Annotated in this window: 28 protein-coding genes; 23 read left to right on the top strand and 5 right to left on the bottom strand. The window is 41.2% G+C overall.

The window, feature by feature from the left end:
* Window positions 1–620: 620 nt before the first annotated feature.
* The 8 genes from rpmH (at window position 621) to noc (ending at window position 8,154) form a co-directional block, all read left to right on the top strand.
* Window positions 621–755 carry a 50S ribosomal protein L34 gene (rpmH, locus tag MKZ05_RS18880; RefSeq protein ID WP_008360908.1) on the top strand — a complete coding sequence of 45 codons (135 nt, stop codon included), beginning with the start codon at window positions 621–623 and terminating at the stop codon, window positions 753–755.
* 78 nt (window positions 756–833) lie between these two features.
* Window positions 834–1,193 (top strand): ribonuclease P protein component, encoded by a 360-nt coding sequence (gene rnpA, locus MKZ05_RS18875; RefSeq protein ID WP_003214983.1) that lies wholly within the window; start codon window positions 834–836, stop codon window positions 1,191–1,193.
* Window positions 1,194–1,351: 158 nt separating this feature from the next.
* On the top strand, window positions 1,352–2,134 hold the full coding sequence (spoIIIJ, locus tag MKZ05_RS18870) for a YidC family membrane integrase SpoIIIJ (RefSeq protein ID WP_095117972.1): 783 nt from the start codon (window positions 1,352–1,354) through the stop codon (window positions 2,132–2,134).
* Window positions 2,131–2,754, top strand: coding sequence for an RNA-binding cell elongation regulator Jag/EloR (gene jag / locus MKZ05_RS18865; protein WP_212046500.1), 624 nt, complete (start codon window positions 2,131–2,133; stop codon window positions 2,752–2,754). The genes spoIIIJ and jag overlap by 4 nt, the downstream gene beginning before the upstream one ends.
* Before the next feature lie 402 nt (window positions 2,755–3,156).
* Window positions 3,157–4,536: a tRNA uridine-5-carboxymethylaminomethyl(34) synthesis GTPase MnmE gene (mnmE, locus tag MKZ05_RS18860; protein ID WP_253621942.1), complete on the top strand. Its 1,380-nt coding sequence runs from the start codon at window positions 3,157–3,159 to the stop codon at window positions 4,534–4,536.
* 17 nt (window positions 4,537–4,553) lie between these two features.
* Window positions 4,554–6,440: a tRNA uridine-5-carboxymethylaminomethyl(34) synthesis enzyme MnmG gene (mnmG, locus tag MKZ05_RS18855; protein WP_003215396.1), complete on the top strand. Its 1,887-nt coding sequence runs from the start codon at window positions 4,554–4,556 to the stop codon at window positions 6,438–6,440.
* A 13-nt stretch (window positions 6,441–6,453) separates the two neighbouring features.
* Window positions 6,454–7,173 (top strand): 16S rRNA (guanine(527)-N(7))-methyltransferase RsmG, encoded by a 720-nt coding sequence (rsmG, locus tag MKZ05_RS18850; protein WP_003215161.1) that lies wholly within the window; start codon window positions 6,454–6,456, stop codon window positions 7,171–7,173.
* Window positions 7,174–7,278: 105 nt separating this feature from the next.
* Window positions 7,279–8,154, top strand: coding sequence for a nucleoid occlusion protein (noc, locus tag MKZ05_RS18845; protein ID WP_003214896.1), 876 nt, complete (start codon window positions 7,279–7,281; stop codon window positions 8,152–8,154).
* 57 nt (window positions 8,155–8,211) lie between these two features.
* Here the strand turns inward: noc and MKZ05_RS18840 are convergent.
* Window positions 8,212–9,362 (bottom strand): IS3 family transposase gene (locus tag MKZ05_RS18840; RefSeq protein WP_339160451.1). Its coding sequence is split into 2 segments (ribosomal slippage): window positions 8,212–9,089 and window positions 9,089–9,362, totalling 1,152 coding nucleotides; the frame shifts between segments, so codons are not numbered across the junction.
* A gap of 200 nt (window positions 9,363–9,562) precedes the next feature.
* Here MKZ05_RS18840 and MKZ05_RS18835 point away from each other — a divergent pair.
* The 3 genes from MKZ05_RS18835 to MKZ05_RS18825 all read left to right on the top strand — a co-directional run bounded on the left by MKZ05_RS18835 (window position 9,563) and on the right by MKZ05_RS18825 (window position 12,232).
* Window positions 9,563–10,387 (top strand): orthopoxovirus pf05708 family protein, encoded by an 825-nt coding sequence (locus tag MKZ05_RS18835; RefSeq protein ID WP_339160893.1) that lies wholly within the window; start codon window positions 9,563–9,565, stop codon window positions 10,385–10,387.
* A 236-nt stretch (window positions 10,388–10,623) separates the two neighbouring features.
* Window positions 10,624–11,385 (top strand): sporulation initiation inhibitor protein Soj, encoded by a 762-nt coding sequence (gene soj, locus MKZ05_RS18830; RefSeq protein ID WP_034620351.1) that lies wholly within the window; start codon window positions 10,624–10,626, stop codon window positions 11,383–11,385.
* Window positions 11,378–12,232 (top strand): ParB/RepB/Spo0J family partition protein, encoded by an 855-nt coding sequence (locus MKZ05_RS18825; RefSeq protein ID WP_003214953.1) that lies wholly within the window; start codon window positions 11,378–11,380, stop codon window positions 12,230–12,232. Before soj ends, MKZ05_RS18825 begins: the two co-directional genes overlap by 8 nt.
* Window positions 12,233–12,257: 25 nt before the next feature.
* Here the strand turns inward: MKZ05_RS18825 and yyaC are convergent, their stop codons facing one another.
* On the bottom strand, window positions 12,258–12,884 hold the full coding sequence (gene yyaC, locus MKZ05_RS18820; RefSeq protein WP_003215235.1) for a spore protease YyaC: 627 nt from the start codon (window positions 12,882–12,884) through the stop codon (window positions 12,258–12,260).
* 72 nt (window positions 12,885–12,956) lie between these two features.
* Here yyaC and MKZ05_RS18815 point away from each other — a divergent pair, with 72 nt between their 5' ends.
* On the top strand, window positions 12,957–14,012 hold the full coding sequence (locus MKZ05_RS18815; protein ID WP_339160890.1) for a hypothetical protein: 1,056 nt from the start codon (window positions 12,957–12,959) through the stop codon (window positions 14,010–14,012).
* A gap of 25 nt (window positions 14,013–14,037) precedes the next feature.
* Here the strand turns inward: MKZ05_RS18815 and MKZ05_RS18810 are convergent, their stop codons facing one another.
* Window positions 14,038–14,442, bottom strand: a complete 405-nt coding sequence (locus tag MKZ05_RS18810; RefSeq protein WP_339160887.1) for a hypothetical protein — start codon at window positions 14,440–14,442, stop codon at window positions 14,038–14,040.
* Window positions 14,443–14,457: 15 nt separating this feature from the next.
* A complete protein-coding gene (locus MKZ05_RS18805) occupies window positions 14,458–15,777 on the bottom strand; it encodes a hydrolase (RefSeq protein ID WP_339160885.1) in 1,320 nt (439 codons plus the stop codon).
* 294 nt (window positions 15,778–16,071) lie between these two features.
* Here MKZ05_RS18805 and MKZ05_RS18800 point away from each other — a divergent pair, with 294 nt between their 5' ends.
* The 10 genes from MKZ05_RS18800 to wrbA all read left to right on the top strand — a co-directional run bounded on the left by MKZ05_RS18800 (window position 16,072) and on the right by wrbA (window position 23,995).
* The gene (locus MKZ05_RS18800; RefSeq protein ID WP_012011910.1) at window positions 16,072–16,278 is read left to right on the top strand and encodes a DUF951 domain-containing protein; all 207 of its coding nucleotides are present in this window, start codon (window positions 16,072–16,074) and stop codon (window positions 16,276–16,278) included.
* A gap of 216 nt (window positions 16,279–16,494) precedes the next feature.
* Complete coding sequence (gene ychF / locus MKZ05_RS18795) at window positions 16,495–17,595, top strand: redox-regulated ATPase YchF (protein WP_268459986.1); 1,101 nt, start codon at window positions 16,495–16,497, stop codon at window positions 17,593–17,595.
* A 108-nt stretch (window positions 17,596–17,703) separates the two neighbouring features.
* Window positions 17,704–17,991, top strand: a complete 288-nt coding sequence (gene rpsF, locus MKZ05_RS18790) for a 30S ribosomal protein S6 (RefSeq protein ID WP_003215073.1) — start codon at window positions 17,704–17,706, stop codon at window positions 17,989–17,991.
* Between the two features lie 36 nt (window positions 17,992–18,027).
* On the top strand, window positions 18,028–18,573 hold the full coding sequence (gene ssbA / locus MKZ05_RS18785) for a single-stranded DNA-binding protein SsbA (RefSeq protein ID WP_003215157.1): 546 nt from the start codon (window positions 18,028–18,030) through the stop codon (window positions 18,571–18,573).
* Between the two features lie 40 nt (window positions 18,574–18,613).
* Window positions 18,614–18,853, top strand: a complete 240-nt coding sequence (gene rpsR, locus MKZ05_RS18780; protein WP_008347556.1) for a 30S ribosomal protein S18 — start codon at window positions 18,614–18,616, stop codon at window positions 18,851–18,853.
* Window positions 18,854–19,064: 211 nt separating this feature from the next.
* Window positions 19,065–20,030 carry an ABC transporter ATP-binding protein gene (locus MKZ05_RS18775; protein WP_339160878.1) on the top strand — a complete coding sequence of 322 codons (966 nt, stop codon included), beginning with the start codon at window positions 19,065–19,067 and terminating at the stop codon, window positions 20,028–20,030.
* Window positions 20,023–21,540: an ABC transporter permease/substrate-binding protein gene (locus tag MKZ05_RS18770; protein ID WP_339160875.1), complete on the top strand. Its 1,518-nt coding sequence runs from the start codon at window positions 20,023–20,025 to the stop codon at window positions 21,538–21,540. The genes MKZ05_RS18775 and MKZ05_RS18770 overlap by 8 nt, the downstream gene beginning before the upstream one ends.
* A gap of 191 nt (window positions 21,541–21,731) precedes the next feature.
* Window positions 21,732–22,703 (top strand): ring-cleaving dioxygenase, encoded by a 972-nt coding sequence (locus MKZ05_RS18765; RefSeq protein ID WP_339160872.1) that lies wholly within the window; start codon window positions 21,732–21,734, stop codon window positions 22,701–22,703.
* Window positions 22,700–23,308: an alpha/beta hydrolase gene (locus MKZ05_RS18760; RefSeq protein ID WP_339160870.1), complete on the top strand. Its 609-nt coding sequence runs from the start codon at window positions 22,700–22,702 to the stop codon at window positions 23,306–23,308. The genes MKZ05_RS18765 and MKZ05_RS18760 overlap by 4 nt, the downstream gene beginning before the upstream one ends.
* A gap of 18 nt (window positions 23,309–23,326) precedes the next feature.
* A complete protein-coding gene (gene wrbA / locus MKZ05_RS18755) occupies window positions 23,327–23,995 on the top strand; it encodes an NAD(P)H:quinone oxidoreductase (RefSeq protein ID WP_339160868.1) in 669 nt (222 codons plus the stop codon).
* A 48-nt stretch (window positions 23,996–24,043) separates the two neighbouring features.
* Here wrbA and katX read toward each other — a convergent pair whose 3' ends face one another.
* Entirely contained in the window at window positions 24,044–25,633 is a 1,590-nt protein-coding gene (gene katX, locus MKZ05_RS18750) for a catalase KatX (protein ID WP_335353059.1), read from the bottom strand.
* 104 nt (window positions 25,634–25,737) lie between these two features.
* On the opposite strand from katX, the gene MKZ05_RS18745 reads away from it, so the two are divergent.
* Window positions 25,738–26,394: a hypothetical protein gene (locus MKZ05_RS18745; protein WP_339160865.1), complete on the top strand. Its 657-nt coding sequence runs from the start codon at window positions 25,738–25,740 to the stop codon at window positions 26,392–26,394.
* The last annotated feature ends 65 nt before the right edge of the window (window positions 26,395–26,459 follow it).

The following is a 26,459-nucleotide window of genomic DNA, read 5'->3' as shown; positions in this document are numbered from 1 at the left end:
AAGGCTTCTCCCCCCTCCTTTTCTTTTTAAAATGACCAGTATCAAACTGTTATAGAACACGAAAAAGAGCAAATGGTCATCACCATTCGTGCACATACATTGTTGAAAACAAATAATATAGTAGAAAAACGTCTTTTCGACAAATTACACAGCCTGTGGATAAACAATTCAACAACCTGTGTAATATCTTTCCACAGCTTATCCACAGAATGTGGATAACGCAAATAGGTCAGATAAGTAATTAAGAGTTAAAACACAAATATAATATCAAAATAAACGAGATGGTGCAATGGGTGTCACAAACTTATCCACACACTTTACATCCTGTTGACAAATAATTATCCACATCGGTTATTTGTGTGAAAAAAATGTCGATAATGGATGTGGATAGTCTAAATATGCCGGAAAAATATCCACACCCTTGTTTTGGAGGCTTTTTAGGAGGAAAAAAAGAATAAAATGTTGGAAACTGAAAAAGAAGGTTTCTTCGTTTGATAAATTATGTTATGCTTATAAGGTTGATAATAAGAGTTTTATCATTGATATTGACAATCGATGGGTTACACAAATATAATGAGTTAGACTGTCTTAAACAGCTATTCCTCAGGGAGGTGTCATAAATGAAAAGAACGTTTCAACCAAATAACCGTAAGCGTAGTAAAGTTCATGGCTTCCGCAGCCGTATGAGTTCTAAAAACGGACGTCTAGTTTTAAAGCGACGCCGCAGCAAAGGTAGAAAAAAATTATCAGCTTAGGCCACTGAATAATGTCAGTGGTCTTTTTTACATAAAATCGTAATTGAACTGTCAGTTTTTATCGGAGTGGAAGAAAACATGAAGAAGCGAAACAGGCTAAAAAAAAATGAAGAGTTTCAAAAGGTGTTCAAAAAAGGTCAATCAATGGCGAACCGCCAATTCGTTATTTACCAGCTGGATCAACCAAATCAAGATGAACTGCGTTTAGGATTGTCTGTCAGTAAGAAGATTGGTAATGCAGTGATGAGAAATCGTATTAAACGACTGATCCGCCAGGTGTTTTTAGAGGAAGGTCATAAGTTAAAGCAAGAAAAAGACTACATTGTCATTGCAAGAAAACCAGCAAGTGAATTGACCTTTGAAGAAACAAAGAAGTCTCTCCAACATTTATTTAGAAAATCCGCTGTTTATCAACAACAACCGAAAAAGTCTTCGTAATAGAAACTTTCGTTGAATCAATTTTTAAAAGCGCTTCCTTCATCTAGTGAATTAAAATGAAACCACCACTTTGTAATGAAAAAATGTTACCATACTGATTAGGTGAGTCACTTTCGTAATCAATTCCAACTTAAATAAAGTTTGAAGTAATGGGAGGAATCTTGTTGAAAAGGCGATTATTACTAATATTTAGCTTGATTGGCGCATTGGTTCTATTGGCAGGATGTACACAGATTAATGAACCAATCACATCAGATAGTAAGGGATTCTGGAACTCATATATTGTTTACCCGCTATCTCAATTAATCACGTACATGGCAAATTTGACTGGTGAAAACTACGGGGTTGCGATCATTATTGTGACACTGTTAATCCGTTTGCTCATTTTACCATTAATGATTAAGCAGTTAAGAAGTACAAAAGCAATGCAAGCATTGCAGCCTGAATTGAAAAAACTTCGTGAAAAATATAGCTCTAAAGATCAAAAAACTCAGCAGCAGCTTCAGCAGGAAACAATGGCCCTTTTCCAAAAGAATGGCGTCAATCCATTGGCTGGCTGTTTCCCAATTTTAATTCAGATGCCAATCCTAATCGGTTTTTATCATGCGATTATGAGAACAGCAGAAATTAAAAAGCATACATTCTTATGGTTTGACTTAGGCAGTCCAGATCCATTGTTCCTATTACCGATCATTGCGGGGGTAGCTACTTTCATTCAGCAAAAACTGATGATGGCTGGAAATCCTTCGGACAACCCTCAAATGGCGATCATGCTGTGGGTTATGCCGATTATGATCATTGTATTTGCTATTAGTTTCCCAGCAGCACTTTCATTGTACTGGGTTGTAGGTAACATTTTCATGATCATCCAAACATTAGTGATTAAAACTCCTCAAGTAAAATTAGATACAAAAGAAAAAGCTGGCGGGAATAAAAAATGAAGGAAATAACTGCTGTCGGTCGCACAATCGAAGAAGCAGTAGTTTCCGGACTTAAACAAATGCAGCTTCTAAAAGAAGAAGTAGATATCACAATAGTTGATGAAGGAAATAAAGGGTTCTTAGGATTATTTGGCAAAAGACAAGCTGTAGTCAAATTGATAGAAAAGAGAAATGCTCTTAAATTAGCTACACAGTATTTAGATAATATTGTTAAATCAATTGATCCTAAAGCGAAGATTGTTTCCAAACAGGAACCGAAAAAGATTTCTTTCCACATTGATGGAGATAAAACGTCATTAATGATTGGAAAAAGAGGTCAAACTTTGTACTCTTTAGAAACCTTGGTACAGTTAGTGTTTAATCGCTATTCTGATCAGTATCATCATATTACCATTGATATTGGAGATTATAGGAAGAAGCGACAAGAAGCACTTGAACAATATGCCGTCAAGACAGCAAACAAAGTTTTAAAAACGAAGAGAAAGGTTCATTTAGAACCAATGCCTTCGAACGAACGAAAAGTAATTCATGATACGATCGCTGCTTTTTCTAAAGAACTAGCAACGGCATCGGAAGATACAGGCAGCAAGCGTCATGTTGTGGTGCTGTATAAAAAATAACAGAAAGGCTAGAATTCAGCAAAGCTGGATTTTAGTCTTTTTTTATTGAAAAATTGTGTTTCTATAGAAAATTCATCCTTTATTTCTAAAAAGTTAGGGTGTAATTTGAGTGGAAAATGCCATTTTCACAAGTAAACAAAGGCATCGGGGCGTTTAAATTTATTGGGTTTCGGTGTAAGATGTGAAGATAAGTTGAGAACGTCGTTATTCACATGTGGATAAGTTAAGTGTTAAAATAGATAGGATGCCAAGCTGTGGATAATTAGATGGAGGATACTTTCACTTCGCTTTCATTTATGGTATCTTTAAATTTTGGATTAAGCGTTTTTGATATAGAGATGGACAACGTCCATTTAATAGATAAAAGACTGTCTATTAAGTAGAGAAAGAGGTGATTGAGCGATGGATACAATTGCAGCCATTTCGACACCGATGGGTGAAGGAGCAATTGCGATTATTCGTTTAAGTGGGCCTGAAGCGGTACAGATCGCTGATCGGATGTATAAAGGGCCTAAGGAGAAAAAACTTGTATCAGTGGATTCTCATACCATTCATTATGGTCATATCGTGGATTCAAAGACTGATCAAGTAATAGAAGAGGTCATGGTGTCAGTACTTCGAGCGCCAAAAACATTTACGAGAGAAGACGTTATTGAGATTAACTGCCATGGCGGAATTGTAACGGTCAATAAAGTATTGCAGCTTGCTTTAAGAGAAGGAGCAAGATTAGCGGAGCCAGGTGAGTTCACAAAGCGTGCTTTCTTAAATGGAAGAATAGATCTATCGCAAGCAGAGGCTGTCATGGATTTGATTCGGGCAAAGACGGATCGTGCGATGAATGTAGCAATCACTCAAATGGAGGGACGACTCTCCGGTTTGGTTCAGCGACTGCGCGGCGAGATCCTAGAAACACTGGCGCATATTGAAGTCAATATTGACTACCCAGAGTATGACGATGTTGAAGAAATGACACATCGCGTTTTAGTGGAAAAAGCGACATCGGTCAAAAAAGAAATTGAGTCGCTGCTCTCGACCTCTCAGCAGGGGAAAATCCTTCGAGAGGGCTTATCCACTGTAATTATAGGAAGGCCGAATGTTGGTAAGTCTTCCTTGCTGAATAGCCTTGTACAGGAAACAAAGGCGATTGTCACAGATATTCCTGGAACTACGAGAGATGTCATTGAGGAATATGTGAATGTAAGAGGTGTACCTCTCCGTCTAGTCGATACTGCGGGTATACGTGAGACTGAGGACATTGTTGAGCGTATAGGGGTTGAACGATCTAGACAGGTCTTAAAAGAAGCTGACCTGATTTTACTTGTGCTCAATTATAGCGAAGAATTATCAGAAGAAGATATTAAGCTTTTTGAGGCTGTCTCAGGTATGGATATCATCGTAATTGTGAATAAGACAGACCTTGAGCCTAAGCTTGATGTAGAAAAGGTCAAGCAGTTAGCGAAGGATCGTCCGGTGGTCACTACATCATTATTACAAGAAAAGGGCATTGATGAGCTAGAAATGGCGATTCAATCACTGTTCTTCACTGGATCAATTGAAAGTGGAGATTTAACGTATGTAAGTAATACAAGGCATATTGCCTTACTTCAGGCAGCAAAACAGTCAATTGAGGATGCTCTTGAAGGAATTGCAATGGACGTACCGATCGACATTGTTCAAATAGATTTAACACGCTGCTGGGAACAGCTCGGTGAAATTATAGGAGATGCTGTTCATGAAAGCTTGATTGATCAGTTATTCTCTCAATTCTGTTTAGGAAAGTAAAGGGAGGAACATAAGAAATGGGTTATGAAGCTGGCAATTATGACGTCATCGTCGTGGGTGCCGGTCATGCTGGGGTTGAGGCTGCTCTTGCTTCTGCAAGACAGGGCGCCAAAACACTTGTATTGACTATCAACCTCGATATGGTTGCTTTTATGCCATGTAATCCGTCCGTAGGCGGTCCTGCAAAAGGGATTGTCGTTAGAGAAATTGATGCACTGGGCGGAGAAATGGCACGAAATATAGATAAGACGCATATCCAAATGCGCATGCTGAATACGGGGAAAGGACCTGCTGTCCGTGCGTTAAGAGCGCAAGCAGATAAGTTCCAATATCAGCATGAAATGAAAAAAACAATGGAAAATGAACCGAACCTGACAATGCTTCAAGGGATGGTGGATCATTTAATTGTAGAAGATGATGAATGTAAAGGTGTCGTTACCCAAACAGGAGCAAACTATCGTGCGAAGTCTGTTGTATTAACGACTGGGACTTTCTTAAAAGGCCGCATTATTTTAGGGGATCTATCTTATTCAAGTGGTCCAAATAACCAGCAGCCATCCATCAAATTATCGGATCACCTAGCAGAGTTAGGATTCGATTTGGTTCGCTTTAAAACAGGAACACCTCCTCGAGTGAATAGTCACTCGATTGACTATAGTAAAACAGAAATTCAACCAGGTGATGACGTTCCGCGGGCGTTTTCCTATGAAACGGTTGAATATATTACAGATCAACTGCCATGCTGGTTAACTTATACGAGTTTAGAAACACATCAAATTATTGATGAGAATCTTCACCGTTCTCCAATGTATTCAGGTATGATTAAAGGAACTGGTCCTAGATACTGCCCTTCCATTGAAGATAAAGTGGTTCGTTTCAATGACAAACCAAGACATCAAATTTTCTTAGAGCCAGAAGGTCGTAATACGCAGGAAGTGTATGTTCAAGGATTATCTACAAGTCTTCCAGAGGATGTACAGCAGCGCATGCTTTCCACCATCCCAGGGCTCGAAAATGTACAAATGATGAGAGCGGGTTATGCCATTGAGTATGATGCAATTGTGCCTACTCAGTTGTGGCCTACACTTGAGACGAAGAAAATTTCTGGATTATATACAGCCGGCCAAATTAATGGTACGTCAGGCTATGAGGAAGCAGCAGGTCAAGGGATTATGGCAGGTATTAATGCAGGAAGAAAAGCATTGGGTAAAGAAGAAGTCATTTTAAGCCGATCTGATGCATATATCGGTGTTCTCATTGATGACCTTGTCACAAAGGGAACAAATGAACCTTACCGTCTTTTGACATCCCGTGCAGAGTATCGTTTGCTTCTTCGTCATGACAATGCGGATTTAAGATTAACTGAACTTGGCTATCATATTGGATTAATTTCTCAAGAAAGATTCCAGGCATACCAGCAGAAAAAAGAAGCCATTGAAGCAGAGAAAAAACGTTTATATTCTGTCATCATTAAACCCACAGCAGAGACACAAGAATTTATTCGTTCACTTGGTGGAAGTGAGCTGAAGGACGGTATTCGTGCAAGTGATTTGATGAAGCGTCCAGAAATGAACTATGAATCTGTTGTGACGTTAGCTCCTGCTGAAACACAGCTTCCTTCTGATGTGTGTGAGCAGGTAGAGATTCAAATTAAATACGAAGGTTATATTGAAAAGTCACTCCAACAAGTTGAAAAGCTGAAAAAGATGGAGAACAAAAAGATTCCTGATCGTATTGATTATGACGCCATCAAAGGGATTGCAACTGAAGCGAAACAAAAGCTGAAAGAAGTCCGACCGCTTTCTGTTGCACAGGCTTCTCGTATTTCAGGCGTTAACCCTGCTGATATTTCTATCCTTTTAGTATATTTAGAGCAGGGACGTATTGCGAAGATAGCAGAATAGAAAGGATGTCGGCATGAACATTGAACAATTTACAGCAGCACTAGAGGAGAAAGGGATGACCCTTTCTCCTGTGCAGCTTGAACAATTTGAAACTTACTTCCGCATGCTTGTAGAATGGAACGAGAAAATGAATTTGACGTCCATTACTGAAAAGGAAGAAGTGTATTTAAAGCATTTTTATGATTCAATTTCCGCATCATTTTTCATTGATTTTCACAAAGTAACGACGATTTGCGATATAGGAGCTGGTGCTGGTTTCCCAAGCATTCCTCTTAAAATTTGCTTCCCTCATCTACATGTGACCATTGTTGATTCTCTTCAGAAACGAATTACGTTTCTCAATGAGTTAGCAAAAGGGTTAAACTTACAAGATACTACTTTTTATCATGATCGTGCGGAGACGTTTGGACAACGTAAGGAAAAGCGTGAAAGCTATGATCTTGTCACTGCTAGAGCGGTTGCGCGTTTATCCGTCTTGAGCGAACTATGTCTGCCCCTTGTAAAAAAGGAAGGATTGTTTGTGGCATTAAAAGCATCTGCTGCTGATGAAGAAATGCAAGCAGGGAAGAAAGCCGTTACTGTCCTCGGAGGAGAGGTTGTTGAAAAGCATTCCTTTGTTCTTCCTTTAGAAGAAAGCGAACGGAACATCATTGTCATTGAAAAGAAAAAGCAAACACCAAAAAAATATCCTAGAAAACCAGGAACACCTAATAAATCACCAATAGAAGGTTGATCATGTAAAAGGTCGGTTTTTCTTCAATATTTAAGATTTTACAGAAGGAAAAAACATGAGAAAATAGAATTATAAAAAGGTAGTTTTTAAAGGTGGTGTAGGTTCATGAAGCATTCACTCTCACGCTTCTTCGGGCTTGGTGACAAAGAACATCCTGAGCGTGAAACCGAAATAGAGGCAGAGATTGCTGAGCATGATACATTAAAGGAAGAGATACAGGAGCTCCCGGTCGACACAATTATGCCAAACCGTTTTCAGCCACGCACCATTTTTTCAGAAGAAAAGATACATGAGCTGGCCACGACGATTCATACCCATGGCATTATTCAACCTATTGTTGTCAGACCGACAGAAGAAGAAGGAAAATATGAACTGATCGCCGGCGAAAGACGTTGGAGAGCGGTACAGACTCTTCACTGGGAGAAAATCCCTGCTATTATAAAAGATTTTACTGATACGGAAACGGCATCTGTGGCATTGATTGAAAATTTGCAAAGAGAAGAGCTGTCTGCTATTGAAGAGGCTCATGCCTATGCACGTCTTTTAGAGCTTCATGATTTAACACAGGAAGCGCTTGCTCAGCGTCTAGGTAAGGGACAATCAACTGTTGCAAACAAATTAAGACTTTTAAAGTTGCCTGAAGAGGTACAACAGGCCATCCTAGAGAAAAAAATCTCTGAAAGGCATGCACGTTCACTTGTACCCCTAAAGCTTCCAGAATTACAAATCGCGCTATTGCAGGAAATCATCGAAAAGCAGCTGAATGTAAAACAGACTGAAGAGCGTGTAGTGAAAATGCTTGAACAAAAAACAGATCGCAAACCGAAGCCAAAACGTAAGGCGTTTAGTCGTGATACACGAATTGCGATGAATACCATTCGTCAGTCTCTCCATATGGTAGAAGACAGCGGGCTTAAAATAAATACCGAGGAAGAAGAATTTGAGGAATATATCCAATTAACAATTCGGATTCCTAAATAGAAAAAAGCTGATGAGAGGGGACTGACCCCCGTTTTTGAGACAGGGATCAAAACACCTTTATACAGCCAATTGCCGATAGTTTATCGGTGATTGGTTGTTTAGTTTCGTTTGAATACGAATGTTGTTATAATAATAAATGTATTCTTTGACAGTGCGTTCTACGATGCTGGTCGTAGTGCGGTCAATCCTGTTAAGATAGAACGTTTCAGACTTTAGTGAGGAATGAAACGATTCGATGGAGGCATTATCAGCGGGCGTCCCTTTACGGGACATGCTCATGGTAATGCCTTTTATATGAACAGCTTTCTGATACTCGTAAGATGTATATACAGAACCTTGATCGCTATGTAACACGCAATTCTCAGGCAGTGCTGGGAGCTGATTAAGTGTGTTTAAGATAAAGTCTGTGTCCTGCTTATCACCAATCGTAAAAGCAATCACTTCTCCATTATATAAATCCAATATACTGGAAAGGTACAATTGTTTCTGTCCATAAGGCAAATACGTGATGTCCGTTACTAGTTTTTCAAGAGGGCGATCAGACTGAAAGTTCCGATCCAGTATGTTACCGGCCACGGCATAGGGCTGCCCATTCTTCTTACGCTTTTTCATTTTAACCCGGCATTGCCACTGGTTTTTCTGCATGATACGTTGAACAGTTTTATGGTTAATACGCATTCTCATTTTTAGTATGGCTGTGATTTTTCGATAACCATATCGATATTTGTGCTTTCGGCACAACGTGCCGACCTGTTTCTCTAGTTGTCTTTTAGAATGATTCTGAGTCAGATCCTTTTTCCATCTATAATACGAAGTACGTAAGATGCCTAAATGGACACAGATGTCCTGTACCGTCATCGTTTTGTGAAATTCTTCTACCAGTTTGATTGACGTTTCCTTATCAACTTCCTTTCCAATTCGTTGTACTTTTTTAACACTTCATTCTGTTGACTCAAATAGCGATTTTCTGCCTGCAGTCTCTCTAATTCGGAAGAGTACTCGGGACCCTTTCCATAGGTATATTGTTTTCCAACAGGCTGTTCGAACCGGTGTGTATCCCCAGCCTTATGCCACCTCACCCATGTCTGAACCTGCGTCTTATTCTTGATATTCAATTTCTGCATGATCTCTTTCATAGGTACGCCTGCCAATCTCATTTCTACAGCCTTCTGTTTGACTTCAACCGGATAACTCACTCTTGTCCCCATAGAAAAAACACCTCCATGTTTTATTTCGGATCACAACGATCCATTTTCAAACTTGAAGGTGTTTTTTATTTGTCTCATCTTACGGGGTCAGTCCCCGAGCCACTCGTCAGCTTTTTTTATTGGTTCTACTTTATATTTACTTATTATTCACAAACTGGTAAAATATGATTTTCATAGAGGAAAGGAGGTGACATGACTCGATGAAAATGAAAAAGACGAATTTTGTTATTATTTGTTATTTACTATTTTCTTTTTCTCTTTTTACAAATGAAACAACCACATTTGCTGTGAATTCGCCAACGGTTCCTGCAGAAGAAAGTCCACTGACCAAAAAAGAACTGAACGTCCTGAAGAAACAAGGTGTTGTTTCGAAGGAGATCACTTTAGATCAATTAAATCATGAGCATGAGTCTCAGGACGACACAATTGACCTGATTTCAGCTGGCGATCATTTGAAGGCTTATGGCTTACAACAAAACAAGCAGGATGAGTTTGTGACGGATGAAAAGCCGCACACCATCAAGCGCCTTTTAGGAAAGCCGTATCCTGGTACCGATATTTTTCCTAAAAAAGGGGATATATTGGTGACAAACACTGATGCTTTGAAGGGCATCGTTGGACATGCAGGTATCGTCATTAATGAGAAGAGCTTTGCTTCTATTCCAGGGTTTCGACAGCATCCTCAGCTTGATTCCATTCTTAATTGGTTTCGCTATAATGCCAATACAAAGGTCATTCGTATTAATCAAGAGGAAACAGCAGACCTAGCTGGGGAATGGGCGCGCGATTATGTGAAAGCTCATCCAAAGGCTCGATACTCCATCACCATGTCTATTCAATCACTGGACCCGACTTATTGTTCAAAGATTGTGTGGCAGGCCTATGCCAAAACAGGCGATGCTGTAGGACATGCGACATTTACCATTAAGACCCCCTATGGATTCTTAAAAAAGAGAAGCTATAAAACGGTGACCCCTAAGATTATTGTGAACGAAGGCCGTACAATTGGTGGATTACATTTTTGACAAGTGCCCCTCACTTATGATGGAAGTGAGGGTTTTTTATGCATATCTTTTTCTTCAAAAAGATATATTGATATATTTTTTACTACGTTTAAGTTCGTCTTTTCATGTACGAAAATAGACATTTGCTGACGAATATATAATGGAGAAACAAAAAAAGCAAACGTTTCATACTTTTTTTGATAGAATAGGAAGTATGAATGAATGAGAAACTTGTTAAGTTGAAAGTGGGTGACATCGTGGGAAAAATCATAGCGATTACCAACCAGAAGGGCGGCGTCGGGAAGACGACAACTTCTGTTAATTTGAGTGCGTGTTTAGCATACATAGGTAAACGAGTGTTGTTAGTTGATATTGATCCGCAGGGCAATGCCACGAGTGGTATTGGGATTGAGAAGGCCGACGTAGAGAAGTGCGTGTACGATATTTTAGTTGATGATGCAGATGTTCTTGATGTGATTAAGACGACAGAGGTCGAAAATCTTGATGTCATTCCTGCGACGATACAGCTTGCAGGGGCTGAAATAGAGCTTGTGCCTACGATTTCACGTGAAGTGAGATTGAAGAGAGCACTTGAATCTGTTAAGCAAAATTATGATTATATGATTATTGACTGCCCGCCATCACTCGGATTACTGACGATTAATGCGTTAACAGCATCCGATTCCGTTTTAATCCCGGTACAGTGCGAATATTATGCGCTTGAAGGATTGAGCCAGTTGTTAAACACCGTTCGTCTCGTGCAGAAACATTTAAATACGGATCTCGCCATTGAAGGTGTCCTGCTGACAATGCTTGATGCACGAACAAATCTTGGGATTCAAGTCATCGAAGAAGTGAAGAAATACTTTAGAGATAAAGTCTATCAGACCGTGATTCCGCGAAATGTAAGACTGAGTGAAGCGCCTAGTCATGGGAAACCGATTATCTTGTATGATCCACGTTCAAGAGGTGCAGATGTCTATTTAGACTTAGCAAAGGAAGTGGATGCGAATGGCTAAAGGTCTTGGAAAGGGTATTAATGCACTATTTAACACTGTAGACTCAAATGAAGAAACGGTTGAAGAAATCAAAATAAAGGATTTGCGTCCAAACCCGTATCAGCCAAGGAAAACGTTTGATGAAGATGCATTGTCTGATCTCAAAGAATCCATTCAGCAGCACGGTGTTTTACAGCCGATCATTGTCCGTAAATCGATTAAAGGATATGACATTGTAGCAGGTGAACGTCGTTTCCGTGCAGCACAACAAGCTGGTCTGACAACGATTCCTGCGATCGTCAGAGAATTTTCAGAAACGCTGATGAGAGAGATTGCCCTTTTAGAAAATCTGCAACGCGAGGATTTATCTCCATTAGAAGAAGCGGAAGCCTATGCTTCCTTACTAGATCACCTAAGTGTGACGCAAGAGGAATTAGCAAAGCGATTAGGGAAGAGCAGACCGCATATTGCGAACCATCTCCGTCTTTTGACTTTACCGGATGAAGTACAAAAGCTGATTGCAGATGGAAAGTTATCGATGGGTCATGGAAGAACATTGCTTAGCTTGAAAAACAAAAATAAGCTGGCGCCATTGGTAAAGAAAATTGTGGACGAGGGGTTAAACGTCCGTCAGGTTGAGAAACTTGTTCAGCAATTAAACGAAAATGTTCCACGTGAAACAAAGAAAAAAGAAGCACCAAAGGATCGAGTGTTGAAAGAAAGAGAGTCTTTCTTACAAAACTACTTTGGCACTTCAGTGTCGATCAAGAAACAGAAGAAAAAAGGAAAAATAGAGATTGAATTTCTCTCCAACGAAGATTTAGAAAGAATTCTCGAATTGCTTTCTACGAGAGAATCATCAGAGTGACCATCTTGATACGAGATGGTCTTTTTTATATTCTCCCAGTGATATTTTGAATAGGAGCGAAGAGAGAACGGCTTTTTTCTCTTGTCCAATCCATTTGATCAATATGAGATAGACTTTCAGAAAGTGTATTGGCCATAGACATGACAAGATGAAGGCGTGTGTTTTGGAGAACGAAGTATTCCATAAAGCCGCTCACATTGACGATCCCATTAATATGAATATCTCCTACCTCTGGCAGCTCCTTTTGTACACCTGCTCCAGGCTTTAACGGTCCATCTCCAATTTGGAAGGAGCCTACACTTTTCACTCTTCCTAAACAGGCATCAATCGCTACAATAAACGGATGTTTATGAGCTTGTTCAATTTCGGCGAGCTTTTCTTTTAAATTGACCGCATGAACTGGGTCAGAGAGCGTGCCATATACATGAAGCTTTTTCAAATCAAGACCTGAAAGCTTTGTACCAACAAGTGGACCTAGAGAGTCGCCAGTTGAGCGGTCTGTTCCAATACAAACGATGGCAACGGGTCTTTTTCCTGCTTTCTGAAGATGCGAGAATAAAATACTTTTAAGCTGTTGAATGGCGTTTGTATCCGTATGGGACACGTATTCTTTCACCCTATTTCTAAAAAAAAGACCGTTCTTGCTATTCATAGGTCTCACTTCCTTGTCATAGTAGTTAGTAACAGTATACGGAAACAAGCTTAATTCTATACCTATGAGGTGATGATTGTGTGGAAGGCTGGTTCAAGGTGGACGCTTTTAATTTTAGGAAGCTTAATAGGAGCGGGGTATGCTTCCGGCCAAGAAATTTGGCAGTTTTTTGGCATTGATAGTGGACTAGCCATTCTACTGTTTACATTGATGTTTATGTTGTCTACCTATGTGGTGTTGAAAATCAGTTATGAGGTACGTGCCGATCACTTTGTGCCAGTGCTAGAGCGGCTTGTCGGTCCATGGCTGGCTAAAGTGTATGATGTTTTAATTGTCCTTTATTTATTCACGACAACGACAGTCATGATTGCCGGTGGCGGGGTGACACTCGAGATGTATCATGTGCCATTTTGGATTGGCATCGGTGCATTTTGTCTGTTTTCATTTATGATTTTTTTCTGGGATGTGAAAGGGCTTTTATCTGTGAATGCTTTCATTATACCAATTTTGGTGGCGGGGCTCATCTATGCATTTGTTTTTTATTATATGAACCATGATCATATGTGGCGGATTGATTTTGGGCAGCAGTACAATTGGCCTGCCAGCATTGTCTTTGCTTCTTTGAATATATTATCTGTAGTCGCAGTGCTGTCTTCGGTTGGAAAAGAAATGAAGGGGCTTGGCGAGGCAAAAGTGGCGAGTATATTAAGCGGCCTGATTTTTGGGGTCATCTCGTACGTGTATAACGAAATACTGGTTGATATTTCTGGGAGCCTATCAGCAGAAGGCATTCCTTTGTTTACAGTATTAGAAGGAGCGCCGACATCATTGTTTGTGTTTATGACTGTTGTCCTTTGTCTAGCCATTTATACGACGACAGCGGCAGGTTTATTTGGTTTATCGAGCCGAATGCTCTCTTTTGTACCATTGCCCCGCTGGCTGGTTGTGTTCGTGATGCTTCTGTTGATGGCGCCTTTGACATCTCTTGGGTTTGCCGATTTAATTGCTTTCTTGTATCCGATATACAGCTTGCTGAATCTTTATTTGCTTGTCTGTTTAATGCTATATCCGATTTTAAGTAAAAAGATATTTTCTCTCCCTAAAAATTATATTGATAAAATAAAATAAGCACCTCTCTTTGTCAGAGCTGTGCTTATTTTATCCGAATAGAGTCAATGGCGTCTTTGATATCATCATAGACTGGCATTTGCTTGAGACGCTGAAGGCGTTCCTCTAATTCTGAAATGGCTTGTCCCTTTAAATGCTGGGAGATGTGTTGCTTGACAATGGTCGTCTGGTTGATCATGTCTTCGGTTTTAGACAATTGATACTCCAAGTGCACGCGAGTGTTTGCTAATTCGTCATGCAGTCGCATTTTGAGCAGCCGTTTTAGATCTTTTCGCTGTCCTTCTCTTCGTAGGGCCTGAATTGCGGCTATTTCTTCTGGGGACTGCGTTTGTGGTGCCGATTGATTTTCAAATACAGACATGGATCGGCGGGTACTCACATTTTGCAAGAAACGCTGGGCGTCACTAGGAGGTTTATTTTGATTGATCATGCGGCGGCTCCTTTCTTAATGAATACCCATTTGCATCGCAAGGCGCCTATCTGCCTTGGCGTAATCATCACCCATTGTGTACATATGTCTTGAAAGGGAAGAAAGTTCTTGTTCGTAATCTCTCAAGGTGTACAGGGCATTCAGTTGTTTTTCGTGTGAATAAAAGGAGGAATGATGTTGTTCCATCCTCACTTCTTCTACCAGTGCTTCCACATCGCTTGAACTTAATAAATCATAGTGGCCAAAGCCGACGAGTCCTTTGAGCTCTTGTTTTACATGCTGGACGGCGTCTTTTACACTTTCATCGATCCCATCGATTTTATCAAATATAGTGTGTACTTCATGTTCAATCACACTTTGGAGATCGTAGGATGAATTTTTCAGTAAATGGGATTTTATGATAATTTCTAGACCGCTTTGTGCATATGCACGTCCAGAATGGATTTCTTGCAACAGCAAGGCTGTAAAACTTGTATTATGATCAAGCTGTTCATCTAAAATCCGGGCAGATCCATCTTTGTGGAATGAATACCCATTTCCTTTTAAACTCCCAGAAATAAGAGCTAAAAAGGCATTTGTATCAAAGGATTCGTTCCATTCTATATTCATAGACGCAAAAGCTGATTTTAAAAAGGTGTCAATTTCTCTTTGTTTATATTTAACGGATTGTTGGGCGTCGCTTTGCTGCCTTGGCGGTACGGTGTACTTCACTTGACCAACTCCATGATCATGGCGATTGAGTAAACCTACATAATGACTAGGTTGAATATATTCAGTCAAGATCCGTTTATATTGACCTTGCTGCGCTTTCTGCTGAATCGAAGGCGCCAGACTGCTCCATATATTTGGGCTATCAAAGGTGACGGCTTTTTTGACAGCTGGCTGTTCTGTTGCAACATAAGCACAAACAGCACCGGCAAGGGCTTGTCCAGTGAGATAGATACCTGCATTGGGATGCTTCTGGCTGACTTGCTCTATGTATTCCTTCCCTTTAAAAAAGACATGATCTTGATTGCTATCAAGGGACTTCCTTTCAATGGGATAGGCATAATCCGTTTTGAGCAATGACTGTGCCGCGGTGTGTACATCTTGTGGCGAGGTCACTGGCATTTGATTTGGCATCGGACAGTGAAAAGCGACGATGAACTCGTCTGTTTGTTCCGGCTGCATCGTTAAACCATATAATTGATGATCGACCTTGAGAAAATCATGGACAGTGAGCGTTTGCTGACCTATTTCTATCGTATGGTGCTGCTGGTAATTGCCTATGTTTCCAGCATGATCGGATATGATTTTATATTCTTTATCAGTTAATCTATCCTTTCGATTGACCATCGTACCTGCTCCCTCACATAACATTTATGCAGATATCATAAATCAAAAAATATGGAAAAACCACAGCGTTCTACCAATAAAAACCTTTTGACCTACGGTGTTTGTGACAATATTGAAAAAAAGCGGAGTTTAAGTAACTATTGGTCACAAATAAAATGATCTAAAAGAAGGGTTTTTTCTATAAAAAAGAATAGGATGAACGATTGAAAGAGGGTCTTTGCTTTGTGCATTGCTCTTCATCGCCGTTTTTTTGTACAATAGATTCAATGAAGTGAGCAAGAGAGGTGAAAGCTGATGGCAGACAAAGCGTTTGGGTTACATGACGTCGTTGAAATGAAAAAGCCCCATCCATGTGGTGTCAATCGGTGGAAAGTGATTCGGTTGGGCATGGATATTCGCATTAAATGTGAAGGCTGCGGGCATAGCGTCATGATCCCAAGAAGAGACTTTGAACGAAAAATGAAGAAAATTCTCGTCAAGCATGAGGAGCCAACTGCTTAAGTAGGCCTCATGCTTTTTTGATGAAATTCTTCTTTTGTATAGAAGAATTAGATGCAAATTCCCGTTTTGAAGGATTGATTTATTCTTTTTGGCAATGTTTCTTCTATTGATAATGCATAACGGTTAGCTTGTCTTTTCATGTAAACCTACTTATAATTGCTCTAGGTTCATATTACGCAGTATAACGAGCACGTTTGATATAGAGGAGATGAAAGAATGGCTTTAACAGCTGGTATTGTTGGCTTACCTAACGTCGGGAAGTCAACGCTATTTAATGCAATTACACAGGCTGGAGCGGAGTCTGCTAACTATCCGTTTTGTACCATTGATCCAAACGTCGGAATTGTAGAAGTTCCAGACGAACGTTTGCAAAAACTAACAGAATTGGTGCAGCCGAAAAAGACAGTTCCGACTGCTTTTGAATTCACTGATATTGCTGGTATTGTCAAAGGGGCTTCAAAAGGTGAAGGTTTAGGGAATAAATTCCTTTCTCACATTCGTCAAGTAGATGCGATCTGTCACGTGGTGAGAGCTTTTGCAGATGATAACATCACACACGTATCAGGTAAGGTTGACCCTGTGTCAGATATCGAAACCATTAATTTAGAGTTGATTTTGGCTGATTTAGAAACAGTTGAAAAACGTTTGGCTCGTGTGAGTAAGCTTGCAAAACAAAAGGATAAGGAAGCGGTAGCTGAATTTGATATTTTGTCGAAGCTAATGCACGCATTTGAAGCTGGGAAATCGGCAAGATCTGTAGAATTTACAGATGAGCAGCAAAAGCTTGTGAAACAGCTTCATTTACTCACATCTAAACCAGTTCTTTATGTAGCAAATGTGAGTGAGGATGAAGTAGCAGATCATGACGGCAACGAATATGTGCAGCAAATCCGTGAGTTTGCTTCTAGTGAAAATGCTGAAGTCATCGTCGTATGTGCGAAGATCGAGTCTGAAATTGCAGAGCTTGAAGGAGAAGAGAAGCAGATGTTCCTTGAAGAGCTTGGCATCAAAGAGTCAGGTCTAGATCAGCTGATTCAAGCATCTTATTCACTTCTTGGTTTAGCTACTTATTTCACAGCAGGTGAGCAGGAAGTACGCGCTTGGACGTTTAAAAAGGGAATGAAGGCACCGGAATGTGCTGGAATCATTCATACGGACTTTGAACGTGGGTTTATTCGTGCTGAAACGGTTGCATATGAAGATTTACTTGCTGGTGGAAGCATGTCTGCTGCAAAAGAGGCTGGAAAAGTCCGTCTAGAAGGTAAAGAATATGTAGTGAAAGATGGAGACGTCATTCATTTCCGTTTTAATGTATAGGTTCTTGTCATAGGCCAAGTAATTTGTTATAATATACAATTGTGAGTAATATAATTTATTGCTCCTTGCCCGTATAGGGCCGCTTAGACCAAAAGGAGGTGCAATCAGATGAGAAAGTACGAAGTTATGTACATCATCCGCCCAACAGTTGACGATGAGGCTAAAAAAGCAGTTATCGAGCGTTTCAATAACGTGTTAACTTCAAACGGTGCGGAGATCACTGGAACAAAGGATTGGGGTAAACGTCGTCTTGCATACGAAATCAACGATTTCCGTGAAGGCTTCTACCAAATCGTAAACGTTCAATCTGACGCTGCAGCAGTTCAAGAATTTGACCGCTTAGCTAAGATCAGTGACGATATCATTCGCCACATTGTTGTTAAAGAAGAAGTATAAATCATTGAAATATATATTTAAAGGTGGTCTTTCAATATGCTAAACCGTGTTGTATTGGTCGGAAGACTAACAAAAGACCCTGAGCTTCGCTACACGCCTAATGGTGCGGCTGTAGCCACGTTTACTCTAGCTGTGAATCGTACGTTTACGAATCAATCTGGAGAGCGTGAAGCCGATTTCATTAACTGTGTTACTTGGAGAAGACAAGCCGAGAACGTGGCTAATTTCTTGAAAAAAGGAAGTCTTGCCGGTGTAGACGGTCGTTTGCAGACAAGAAACTATGAAAATCAGCAAGGACAGCGTGTCTTCGTGACAGAAGTTCAAGCTGAAAGTGTTCAATTTCTTGAGCCTAAGAGCGGCGGTGCTGGTTCAGGTGGATACAGCGGCGGTGGCAATAGCGGAGGCCAGTATTATGGCGGTAGCCAAAACGATCAGAATCCATTTGGAAATGAACCAAGTCAAAATCCATATGGCAATCAAAGCAACCAACAAAATCGTAATCAGGGAAATAGCTTCAATGATGACCCATTTGCGAATGATGGTAAACCGATTGACATCTCCGATGATGATTTGCCATTCTAATTGATCTGAAAAATTGACTAAAGGAAAGGTGTGAAAACAAATGGCAGGTGGACGCAGAGGCGGTCGTGCGAAACGTCGTAAGGTATGTTTCTTTACTTCTAACGGTATCACGCACATCGATTACAAAGATGTTGATCTTCTTAGAAAGTTTGTTTCTGAGCGTGGTAAAATTTTACCTCGTCGTGTAACAGGAACTAGCGCTAAGTATCAACGTAAATTGACATTAGCGATTAAAAAATCACGTCAAATGGCATTACTTCCATACGTTACTGGTGAGTAAGTCGTTGACTTAAAAGCGGAGAGCCTCGAGCTCTTCGCTTTTTTTATTGTCTCACGAAGAATCTCATCCGATTTGGCTAGAGCTGTTTTTGGCGGGCACCTTAGGGGAAGTATGTAAAAGAGAGTAAAAGTGACAGTTTGTTCTATACAAATACGGGGTCGATCTGTCATATTGGTAGTCTAGAAAATAATTGCAGTCAGGGCGTGGGATGATGATTGAATTTAAGAAGGTATCGATGCAATTTTCTGATGAGCGCTATGCCGTTCAATCGGTTGATTTAGAGATTCAGAAAGGTGAGTTTTTTGTTTTCATTGGACCTAGTGGAAGCGGGAAAACGACAACATTGAAAATGATCAATCGTCTCATTTCTTCAACAGAAGGTGAGATTTACATAAAGGGTCAAAAAATAAACGATTATGATATGTATGAACTGCGCTGGGATATTGGGTATGTTCTGCAGCAAATTGCTCTTTTTCCTCATATGACCATTGAAGAAAATATCGCTGTGGTGCCAGAGCTCAAGCAATGGAGTCGGAACGAGATTAAAAAGCGAGTGGATGAATTGATGCAGATGGTTGGGCTTGATCCTGCTATGTATCGACATCGGAAGCCGTCAGAGCTATCTGGTGGACAGCAGCAGCGTATCGGTGTGGCACGTGCACTTGCAGCTGATCCTGAGATTATTCTGATGGATGAACCATTTAGTGCGTTAGATCCACTAACGAGGGAGAAATTGCAGGATGATCTGCTTGATTTGCAGCGCCGTATTCAAAAGACCATTGTTTTCGTGACGCATGATATGCAGGAGGCGATGAGGCTTGGTGATCGAATTTGTATCATGAAGGAAGGGAAAGTGGTGCAGATTGGTCGTCCAGAGGAATTGGTTCAACACCCAGTCAATGCTTTTGTTCGGGAGTTTGTCTCCGGGGCTGCTCGCCATGTAGGACAACAAGCGTTTGAGCTAGAAGTCTTGGCTAGACCAATGGCTCACGAGGCTCTTTTAGGCTATGAAGTGATCACAGCACATACCACGCTGGATGAGGTCTTATCCCAATTGGCAAAGCATGAGGAATTGGCTGTGGAAAAGGATGGGGAGCGAATTGGACTAGTGAATCGTCAAGCGGTGATTCAGTTTTTAGCTGATTCTCCTAGAGAGAGGGGCGAGTCACATGAATGATTGGATCAGTGTGTTATTGGATCGAAAAGAACAATTGGGACACGCCTTGCTTGAGCATATTCAAATTTCGTTTATTGCTTTATTTTTAGCCATTTTGATTGCCATTCCCTTAGGTATCTATTTAACGAGGGTGCCAAAGCTTGCAGAATGGGTGATTGGGGTGACGGCGGTCTTGCAAACAATCCCGTCGCTTGCGCTGCTTGGCTTGCTGATTCCTCTCGTTGGGATTGGGCAAGTGCCTGCGATTATTGCGCTTGTCGTTTATGCCCTACTCCCTATTTTAAGAAATACATATACAGGTATTCAGGAGGTCGATCCTTCCCTGAGGGAAGCGGCGCTTGCCATGGGAATGAATCATCGTAAACGGTTATTAAAGGTGGAACTGCCTCTGGCCATGCCAGTTATCATGGCAGGTATCCGAACCGGGATGGTTCTCATTGTGGGAACTGCCACTCTTGCCGCACTGATCGGAGCTGGGGGATTAGGAAGTCTGATTTTGCTGGGAATTGACCGAAATGATATGTCACTCATTGTCATTGGCGCTATACCAGCAGCCTTACTCGCACTCTTATTTGATGTGGTGCTGCGTACATTTGAGAAAATTTCTTTTAAAAAGACTGTGATTTCTGTGACGGTTTTTGCTGTGATTGCAGGAGCTATTGTCGCGGGCCCAGCACTTTTTCAACAAGAAAAAAAAGAAATCACCATCGGTGGAAAGCTAGGATCAGAGCCTGAAATTCTGATCTCGATGTATAAGCTTTTAATTGAACAGGATACGGATATTCAAGTCAATCTTAAGCCTGGTCTTGGCAAGACGTCTTTTGTTTTTCAAGCTTTACGTTCTGGTGATATTGACATTTATCCTGAGTTTACGGGTACTGCAATTTCTGAGTTCCTTAAACAAACAGCGAAAAGCACAGATAAAGAAAAAGTGTATGAGCAAGCGCGGCGCGGTTTGGAATCATCCTTTCAGCTCCGCCTTCTTGAGCCGATGGCTTACAACAATACGTATGCTTTAGCCGTGCCTCAGTCGCTGGCTGATCAATATGATGTATCCAATATTTCTGATCTAGCTAAAATCAAGAATCGCATAAAGGCTGGATTCACCTTAGAATTTTCTGATCGACAGGACGGGTATCGAGGTATTCAAAAAACCTATCAATTTTCCTTTGATGATGTAGTGACGATGGAACCGAAGCTTCGGTATCGAGCGATTCAAAAAGGAGATATCAATTTAGTCGATGCGTATTCGACAGACAGTGAATTGAGGCAATACAAATTAAAGGTGCTTGATGATGATCAGCATGTTTTCCCGCCATATCAAGGAGCACCGATGTTAAGGCAGGAGACTTTAACGGAGTACCCTGAGATTGAGGCTTCTCTCAATAAGCTTGGTGGTCAAATCACAGACGATGAAATGAGAGAAATGAATTATGAAGTGAATGTGAAAGGTAAGGATGCATTTCAGGTAGCGAAAGCCTATTTAAAAAAGAAAAAATTACTGCGATAATCATGGAAGAGCAGGTCTGTTATGTAAAAGCAGACCTGCTTTTTTAAAAGGAAAAACAAAAATCGTTGACTTTTATTTAAAAACATCATATCCTTAATTCGAGATAAATATATTTTTTCGTTTTAATATCTCGAATTCGAGATAATATAAAGACGTCAGTAAAGACATAATGAATAGAGGCTTGTTACTTCATGATTAGGAGGTCATTAGAAGTGAAGAAAACAGAAGGAATTCACCATATCACTGCAATTGTAGGGCATCCTCAGGAGAACGTTGATTTTTATGCAGGTGTTTTAGGACTTCGTCTCGTGAAGAAGACCGTGAATTTTGATGATCCAGGTACTTACCATTTATATTTTGGAAATGAAGGAGGATCTCCGGGAACGATTATCACGTTTTTCCCTTGGCCAGGTGCTCAAAAGGGACAAATTGGCGCAGGTCAAGTGGGCGTGACGACATATGTCGTACCGCCAGGCGCTTTCTCTTTCTGGAAGGAACGTCTTGAGCAATTTGATATTTCTTATGAAATGGTTGAACGCTTTGGTGAAGCCTTTCTCTCACTTGAAGATCCACACGGCTTGTTGATTGAGCTTGTAGAGCGTGCGGAAGGGAAACAAAATGATTGGACATTTAACGGCGTTACGCCAGATGTTGCGATAAAAGGGTTTGGGGGAGCTGTTTTATTAACATCACAGCCAGAGCAAACGATGCAGCTGCTCGAACAAACAATGGGTTTTGAACGCGTTGGAGAAGAAGAGGACTATGTGAGATTCCGTTCGTTTGGTGAGATCGGCAATGTCATTGATGTGAACAAGACACCTGTTGCACGCGGACGTATGGGTGTTGGGGTTGTGCATCATATTGCATGGAGAGCGACAGATGATCAGGATCAATTAGATTGGCAAAGACATATTGCGCAAAGCGGGTATCAAGTGACACCTGTGCAAGATCGAAATTACTTCAATGCCATTTATTTTAGAGAGCTTGGCGGTATATTATTTGAAATTGCGACTGATCCTCCAGGGTTTGCACACGATGAATCAGTGGAAACTATGGGTGAAGCATTGAAACTGCCACCGCAATATGAGGCGCAGCGCAGTCAGATTGAACAAATTGTGCTGCCTATTGAGGTAAGAGAAATCAAAGGGAAAGGAGATTTATGATGAAACATCTTTTTCGAAAAGGAAAGAATGAACAAAGACCTGTTTTGTTATTACTGCATGGTACTGGCGGGACGGAAGAAGATTTATTGCCGCTTGCCGATTTAGTAGATGCTGACGCATCCGTTCTTAGTGTGAGAGGGAATGTGTTGGAAAACGGTATGCCGCGCTTTTTCAGACGTTTAGCAGAGGGTGTTTTCGATGAGCAGGATTTAATTGAGCGGACAGAGGAACTGTATACATTTATCGGAGAAGCAGCAGATGAATATGGGTTCGATCGTCACAATGTCGTCGCTCTCGGATATTCCAATGGGGCGAACATTGCAGGAAGTCTTTTATTCCATTACAAGGATGCGTTAAAAGGAGCGATCCTGCATCATCCAATGGTTCCAAGACGCGGAGTTTCATTGCCTTCATTGGCGGGGAAACAAGTCTTTATCGCAGCTGGTGAAAATGACCCAATGTGCCGTCCAGAGGAATCACAGGAGCTTGAGCAATTGCTGCAAGGCGCAGGCGCTTCGGTCACACTACATTGGGAAAAACGCGGACATCAGCTAACGAGAGAAGAAGTCGATGCTGCGGCATTATGGTATCGTCGTCAATTTTAATGAAGGTAGGGAATATAGATGGGATTTTTACAGAAGCTTTTTGGGCAAACCAAACAAAAGGAGATGGAACAAATGGAAAACGTAAAAGTAGCAATTATTTATTATAGTTCAACAGGTACAAACTATCAGATGGCAAAATGGGCAGAGGCTGGAGCGAAAGAAGCTGGCGCTGAAGTGAAAGTATTAAAGGTTGCTGAATTGGCACCAGAAGCAGTTGTAGCATCAAATCCAGCATGGAAAGCACATTTAGACGAAACAAAGGATGTCCCAGAGGTTCAATTAAGTGATTTAGAGTGGGCAGATGCCATCATCTTTAGCATGCCAACACGTTTTGGTAACCTACCGGCTCAAATGAAGCAATTCTTAGACACAACTGGTGGCTTATGGTTCCAAGGGAAATTGGCAAACAAAGCAGTGAGTGCGATGACCTCTGCACAAAACCCAAATGGTGGGCAGGAGCAGACCATTCTCAGTCTTTACACAACGATGTTCCACTGGGGAGCGATTATTGCCGCTCCTGGATACACAGATGACTCATTATACGGTGCAGGGGGCAACCCTTACGGCGTGAGTGTCACTGTTGATCAAAATGGAAAGATCCAAGAGGACGCAGAAGCTGCTGCAAAACATCAAGCAAAACGTACAGTCAATGTAGCAGAATGGATCAAAAAAGGTCAAAACGCTTAATCAATGAATACAAAAAGAATGCAGCCTAGGCGCTGCATTCTTTTTTATTTAATAAGGATCTGATGGTGTGCTGTTGTTGATCGCTTCGTCTACAGCTTGTGCGGCGCCTGTAGATCCTATAGGTCCGCTTGGCTGTTCTTGTTTGAAGGCTTTTAAGCCGTCAGCGACACGCTTTCCGTAATCAGGGTCAGCCTTTGTAAAGTTTTCGATCATTTGCTCTTGAATGTCTTTTTGACAGGTCGCAAGGGTGTTGACTAAGTTCTTAATCAATTCTTCACGTTCCCAATCATTGAAGCGGCGATACGTTTCTCCGGCTTGTCCGAAGTTGTTCGGGCGGTCAATGGCTTCCCGTTTGACGTCACCCTCTACAAAAGGCGTATGATCCTCTCCAGCCTGCTTTGCTTCTTTTAATCCGCCGAGGATCGATGGTTCATAATTCACATGAGGATTTTGTCCTTTGCCTTGATCGACCTGGTATTCCATTTGCCCATCTCTTTGATTCGTGGCGACATGCTTTTTCGGTGCATTGATCGGCAGCTGTAAATAGTTCGGTCCCACACGATATCGCTGCGTATCAGAGTAAGAGAAGGTGCGCCCTTGAAGCAACTTATCATCTGAGAAATCCAAACCGTCTACGAGAACGCCAGTCCCAAAGGCAACCTGCTCAACTTCTGCGAAATAATTTTCTGGATTTTTATTTAATACCATCCGTCCGATCGGTTTCCATGGATAGTCATCCTTGTACCAAAGCTTTGTCGGATCAAGCGGATCAAAATCGAGGTGAGGGTGGGCATCATCTTCCATGATCTGCGCATAGACCTCCCATTCAGGATGATCTCCTTGCTCAATGGCTTCATATAAATCCTGTGTGGCATGATTAAAGTTTTCACCTTGTATCGCTTGAGCCTGTTCTTGCGTCAGGTTGCGAATCCCTTGCTTCGGTTCAAAGTGATATTTGACCAGCACTGCTTTTCCTTCATGGTTCACCCATTTGTACGCATGGACACCTGAGCCTTGCATGTGGCGATAGGTTGCTGGGATGCCCCAAGGTGAGAAGAGAAATGTCACCATATGCGTCGCTTCAGGAGATTGCGAAACGAAGTCGAAAATACGCTCGCCGTCCTGCCGATTGGTGACAGGATCAGGCTTAAAGGCATGAACCAAATCTGGAAACTTCAAAGCATCTCGAATAAAGAAAATTTTCAGGTTGTTTCCAACGAGGTCCCAGTTGCCTTCTTCTGTATAAAATTTAATCGCAAACCCTCTCGGATCGCGCAACGTTTCTGGCGAATGACCGCCGTGAATGACAGAAGAAAAACGAACGAAAACAGGAGTCTTTTTTCCTTTTTCCTGAAATAACTTCGCTCTTGTATAAGTGGAAATGGGCTCGTCACCGAATGTGCCATAGGCTTCAAAATAACCGTGAGCTCCGGCCCCGCGCGCATGGACGACACGTTCAGGAATACGTTCGCGATCAAAATGACTGATTTTCTCTAGGAAATCGTAGTTTTCAAGCGTAGTGGGCCCTCTATTCCCAACGGTTCTCATATTTTGATTGTCTGTTACGGGATGACCTTGACGATTTGTTAAAGTGTCTTCTGACTCTGAAGATGGTTTAGGGTGTTGATCTTCTTTCAATTAAATCCCTCCTTCAATATCTCCCTAACAATATGGTCATCTTTCTCCCTATTTCATACAAGGATTGATATAATGATTGAAAACTTTCACGAGGAGCGAACCTGATGATTCGATTACACTGCCTTCATGCCCATCCGTCTAATCAGTCCTATATAGAAGAGGTGTTTGGTGATACAGATATTGAGTTGCATCACACGGTCGATTCATCATTTATAGAACGTGCTACACAAGATCCCGATTTTAATCCTCACAAGCAGCAAACCTATGCCATCAACAAATTGATGAAAGAAGATGAAGCCGACATCATTCTGCTCACGTGTACACAATACATTGCCGCCTTGGGTGATCAGCAGCATCTCTTTAAGCAACCGATTGTTCCGATTGATGAACCGTTATTTGAACTGATTTGTCAGAGAAAAGGGCCTCTTCAACTTGTGTTTTCAAACCCGGATACAGTGGATGGGACAATGGAGCGGCTTGAATCATATGCAAAAGAGCACGGCAAACAGATTGATGCAGAGGTTATGGTGATGGAGGATATCTTTCACCTTTGCCTAAACGGTGACATGCATGCTTATGAGGAGCAAATTAAAAAGCAGCTCAGAAGATGTATGAAAAAAAGTGGAGACATTTGCGTGATGCAGCTATCGATGGTTTATGCGGCACAGCAGATGGAAAAGGAGACAGGCATTCCGATCATTCATCCGCTTTCCCCACTTAAACAGTTTGTCCATCAAACAATATCCGCTTTGAAGGAGTGAACCTGTCTGGTTCGCTCTTTTTGTATAGAAACGGAAATGGGATGACATGTTAAAAAATAATCGAG

This window comes from Bacillus sp. FSL M8-0277 (genome assembly GCF_037975305.1).
GTDB lineage: Bacteria > Bacillota > Bacilli > Bacillales > Bacillaceae > Bacillus > Bacillus pumilus.
Note: the sequence above shows the minus strand (reverse complement) of the source record. Positions and strands in the feature narration are given on the sequence as shown.

Bases quoted from the DNA above. Each gene is read 5' to 3' on its own strand.
- rpmH (WP_008360908.1), top strand. From the start codon at position 621: ATGAAAAGAACGTTTCAACCAAATAACCGTAAGCGTAGTAAAGTTCAT.
- rnpA (WP_003214983.1), top strand. From the start codon at position 834: ATGAAGAAGCGAAACAGGCTAAAAAAAAATGAAGAGTTTCAAAAGGTG.
- jag (WP_212046500.1), top strand. From the start codon at position 2,131: ATGAAGGAAATAACTGCTGTCGGTCGCACAATCGAAGAAGCAGTAGTT.
- mnmE (WP_253621942.1), top strand. From the start codon at position 3,157: ATGGATACAATTGCAGCCATTTCGACACCGATGGGTGAAGGAGCAATT.
- mnmG (WP_003215396.1), top strand. From the start codon at position 4,554: ATGGGTTATGAAGCTGGCAATTATGACGTCATCGTCGTGGGTGCCGGT.
- rsmG (WP_003215161.1), top strand. From the start codon at position 6,454: ATGAACATTGAACAATTTACAGCAGCACTAGAGGAGAAAGGGATGACC.
- noc (WP_003214896.1), top strand. From the start codon at position 7,279: ATGAAGCATTCACTCTCACGCTTCTTCGGGCTTGGTGACAAAGAACAT.
- MKZ05_RS18835 (WP_339160893.1), top strand. From the start codon at position 9,563: ATGAAAATGAAAAAGACGAATTTTGTTATTATTTGTTATTTACTATTT.
- MKZ05_RS18825 (WP_003214953.1), top strand. From the start codon at position 11,378: ATGGCTAAAGGTCTTGGAAAGGGTATTAATGCACTATTTAACACTGTA.
- yyaC (WP_003215235.1), bottom strand. From the start codon at position 12,884: ATGAATAGCAAGAACGGTCTTTTTTTTAGAAATAGGGTGAAAGAATAC.
- MKZ05_RS18815 (WP_339160890.1), top strand. From the start codon at position 12,957: ATGATTGTGTGGAAGGCTGGTTCAAGGTGGACGCTTTTAATTTTAGGA.
- MKZ05_RS18810 (WP_339160887.1), bottom strand. From the start codon at position 14,442: ATGATCAATCAAAATAAACCTCCTAGTGACGCCCAGCGTTTCTTGCAA.
- MKZ05_RS18805 (WP_339160885.1), bottom strand. From the start codon at position 15,777: ATGGTCAATCGAAAGGATAGATTAACTGATAAAGAATATAAAATCATA.
- MKZ05_RS18800 (WP_012011910.1), top strand. From the start codon at position 16,072: ATGGCAGACAAAGCGTTTGGGTTACATGACGTCGTTGAAATGAAAAAG.
- ychF (WP_268459986.1), top strand. From the start codon at position 16,495: ATGGCTTTAACAGCTGGTATTGTTGGCTTACCTAACGTCGGGAAGTCA.
- rpsF (WP_003215073.1), top strand. From the start codon at position 17,704: ATGAGAAAGTACGAAGTTATGTACATCATCCGCCCAACAGTTGACGAT.
- ssbA (WP_003215157.1), top strand. From the start codon at position 18,028: ATGCTAAACCGTGTTGTATTGGTCGGAAGACTAACAAAAGACCCTGAG.
- rpsR (WP_008347556.1), top strand. From the start codon at position 18,614: ATGGCAGGTGGACGCAGAGGCGGTCGTGCGAAACGTCGTAAGGTATGT.
- MKZ05_RS18775 (WP_339160878.1), top strand. From the start codon at position 19,065: ATGATTGAATTTAAGAAGGTATCGATGCAATTTTCTGATGAGCGCTAT.
- MKZ05_RS18770 (WP_339160875.1), top strand. From the start codon at position 20,023: ATGAATGATTGGATCAGTGTGTTATTGGATCGAAAAGAACAATTGGGA.
- MKZ05_RS18765 (WP_339160872.1), top strand. From the start codon at position 21,732: ATGATTAGGAGGTCATTAGAAGTGAAGAAAACAGAAGGAATTCACCAT.
- MKZ05_RS18760 (WP_339160870.1), top strand. From the start codon at position 22,700: ATGATGAAACATCTTTTTCGAAAAGGAAAGAATGAACAAAGACCTGTT.
- wrbA (WP_339160868.1), top strand. From the start codon at position 23,327: ATGGGATTTTTACAGAAGCTTTTTGGGCAAACCAAACAAAAGGAGATG.
- MKZ05_RS18745 (WP_339160865.1), top strand. From the start codon at position 25,738: ATGATTCGATTACACTGCCTTCATGCCCATCCGTCTAATCAGTCCTAT.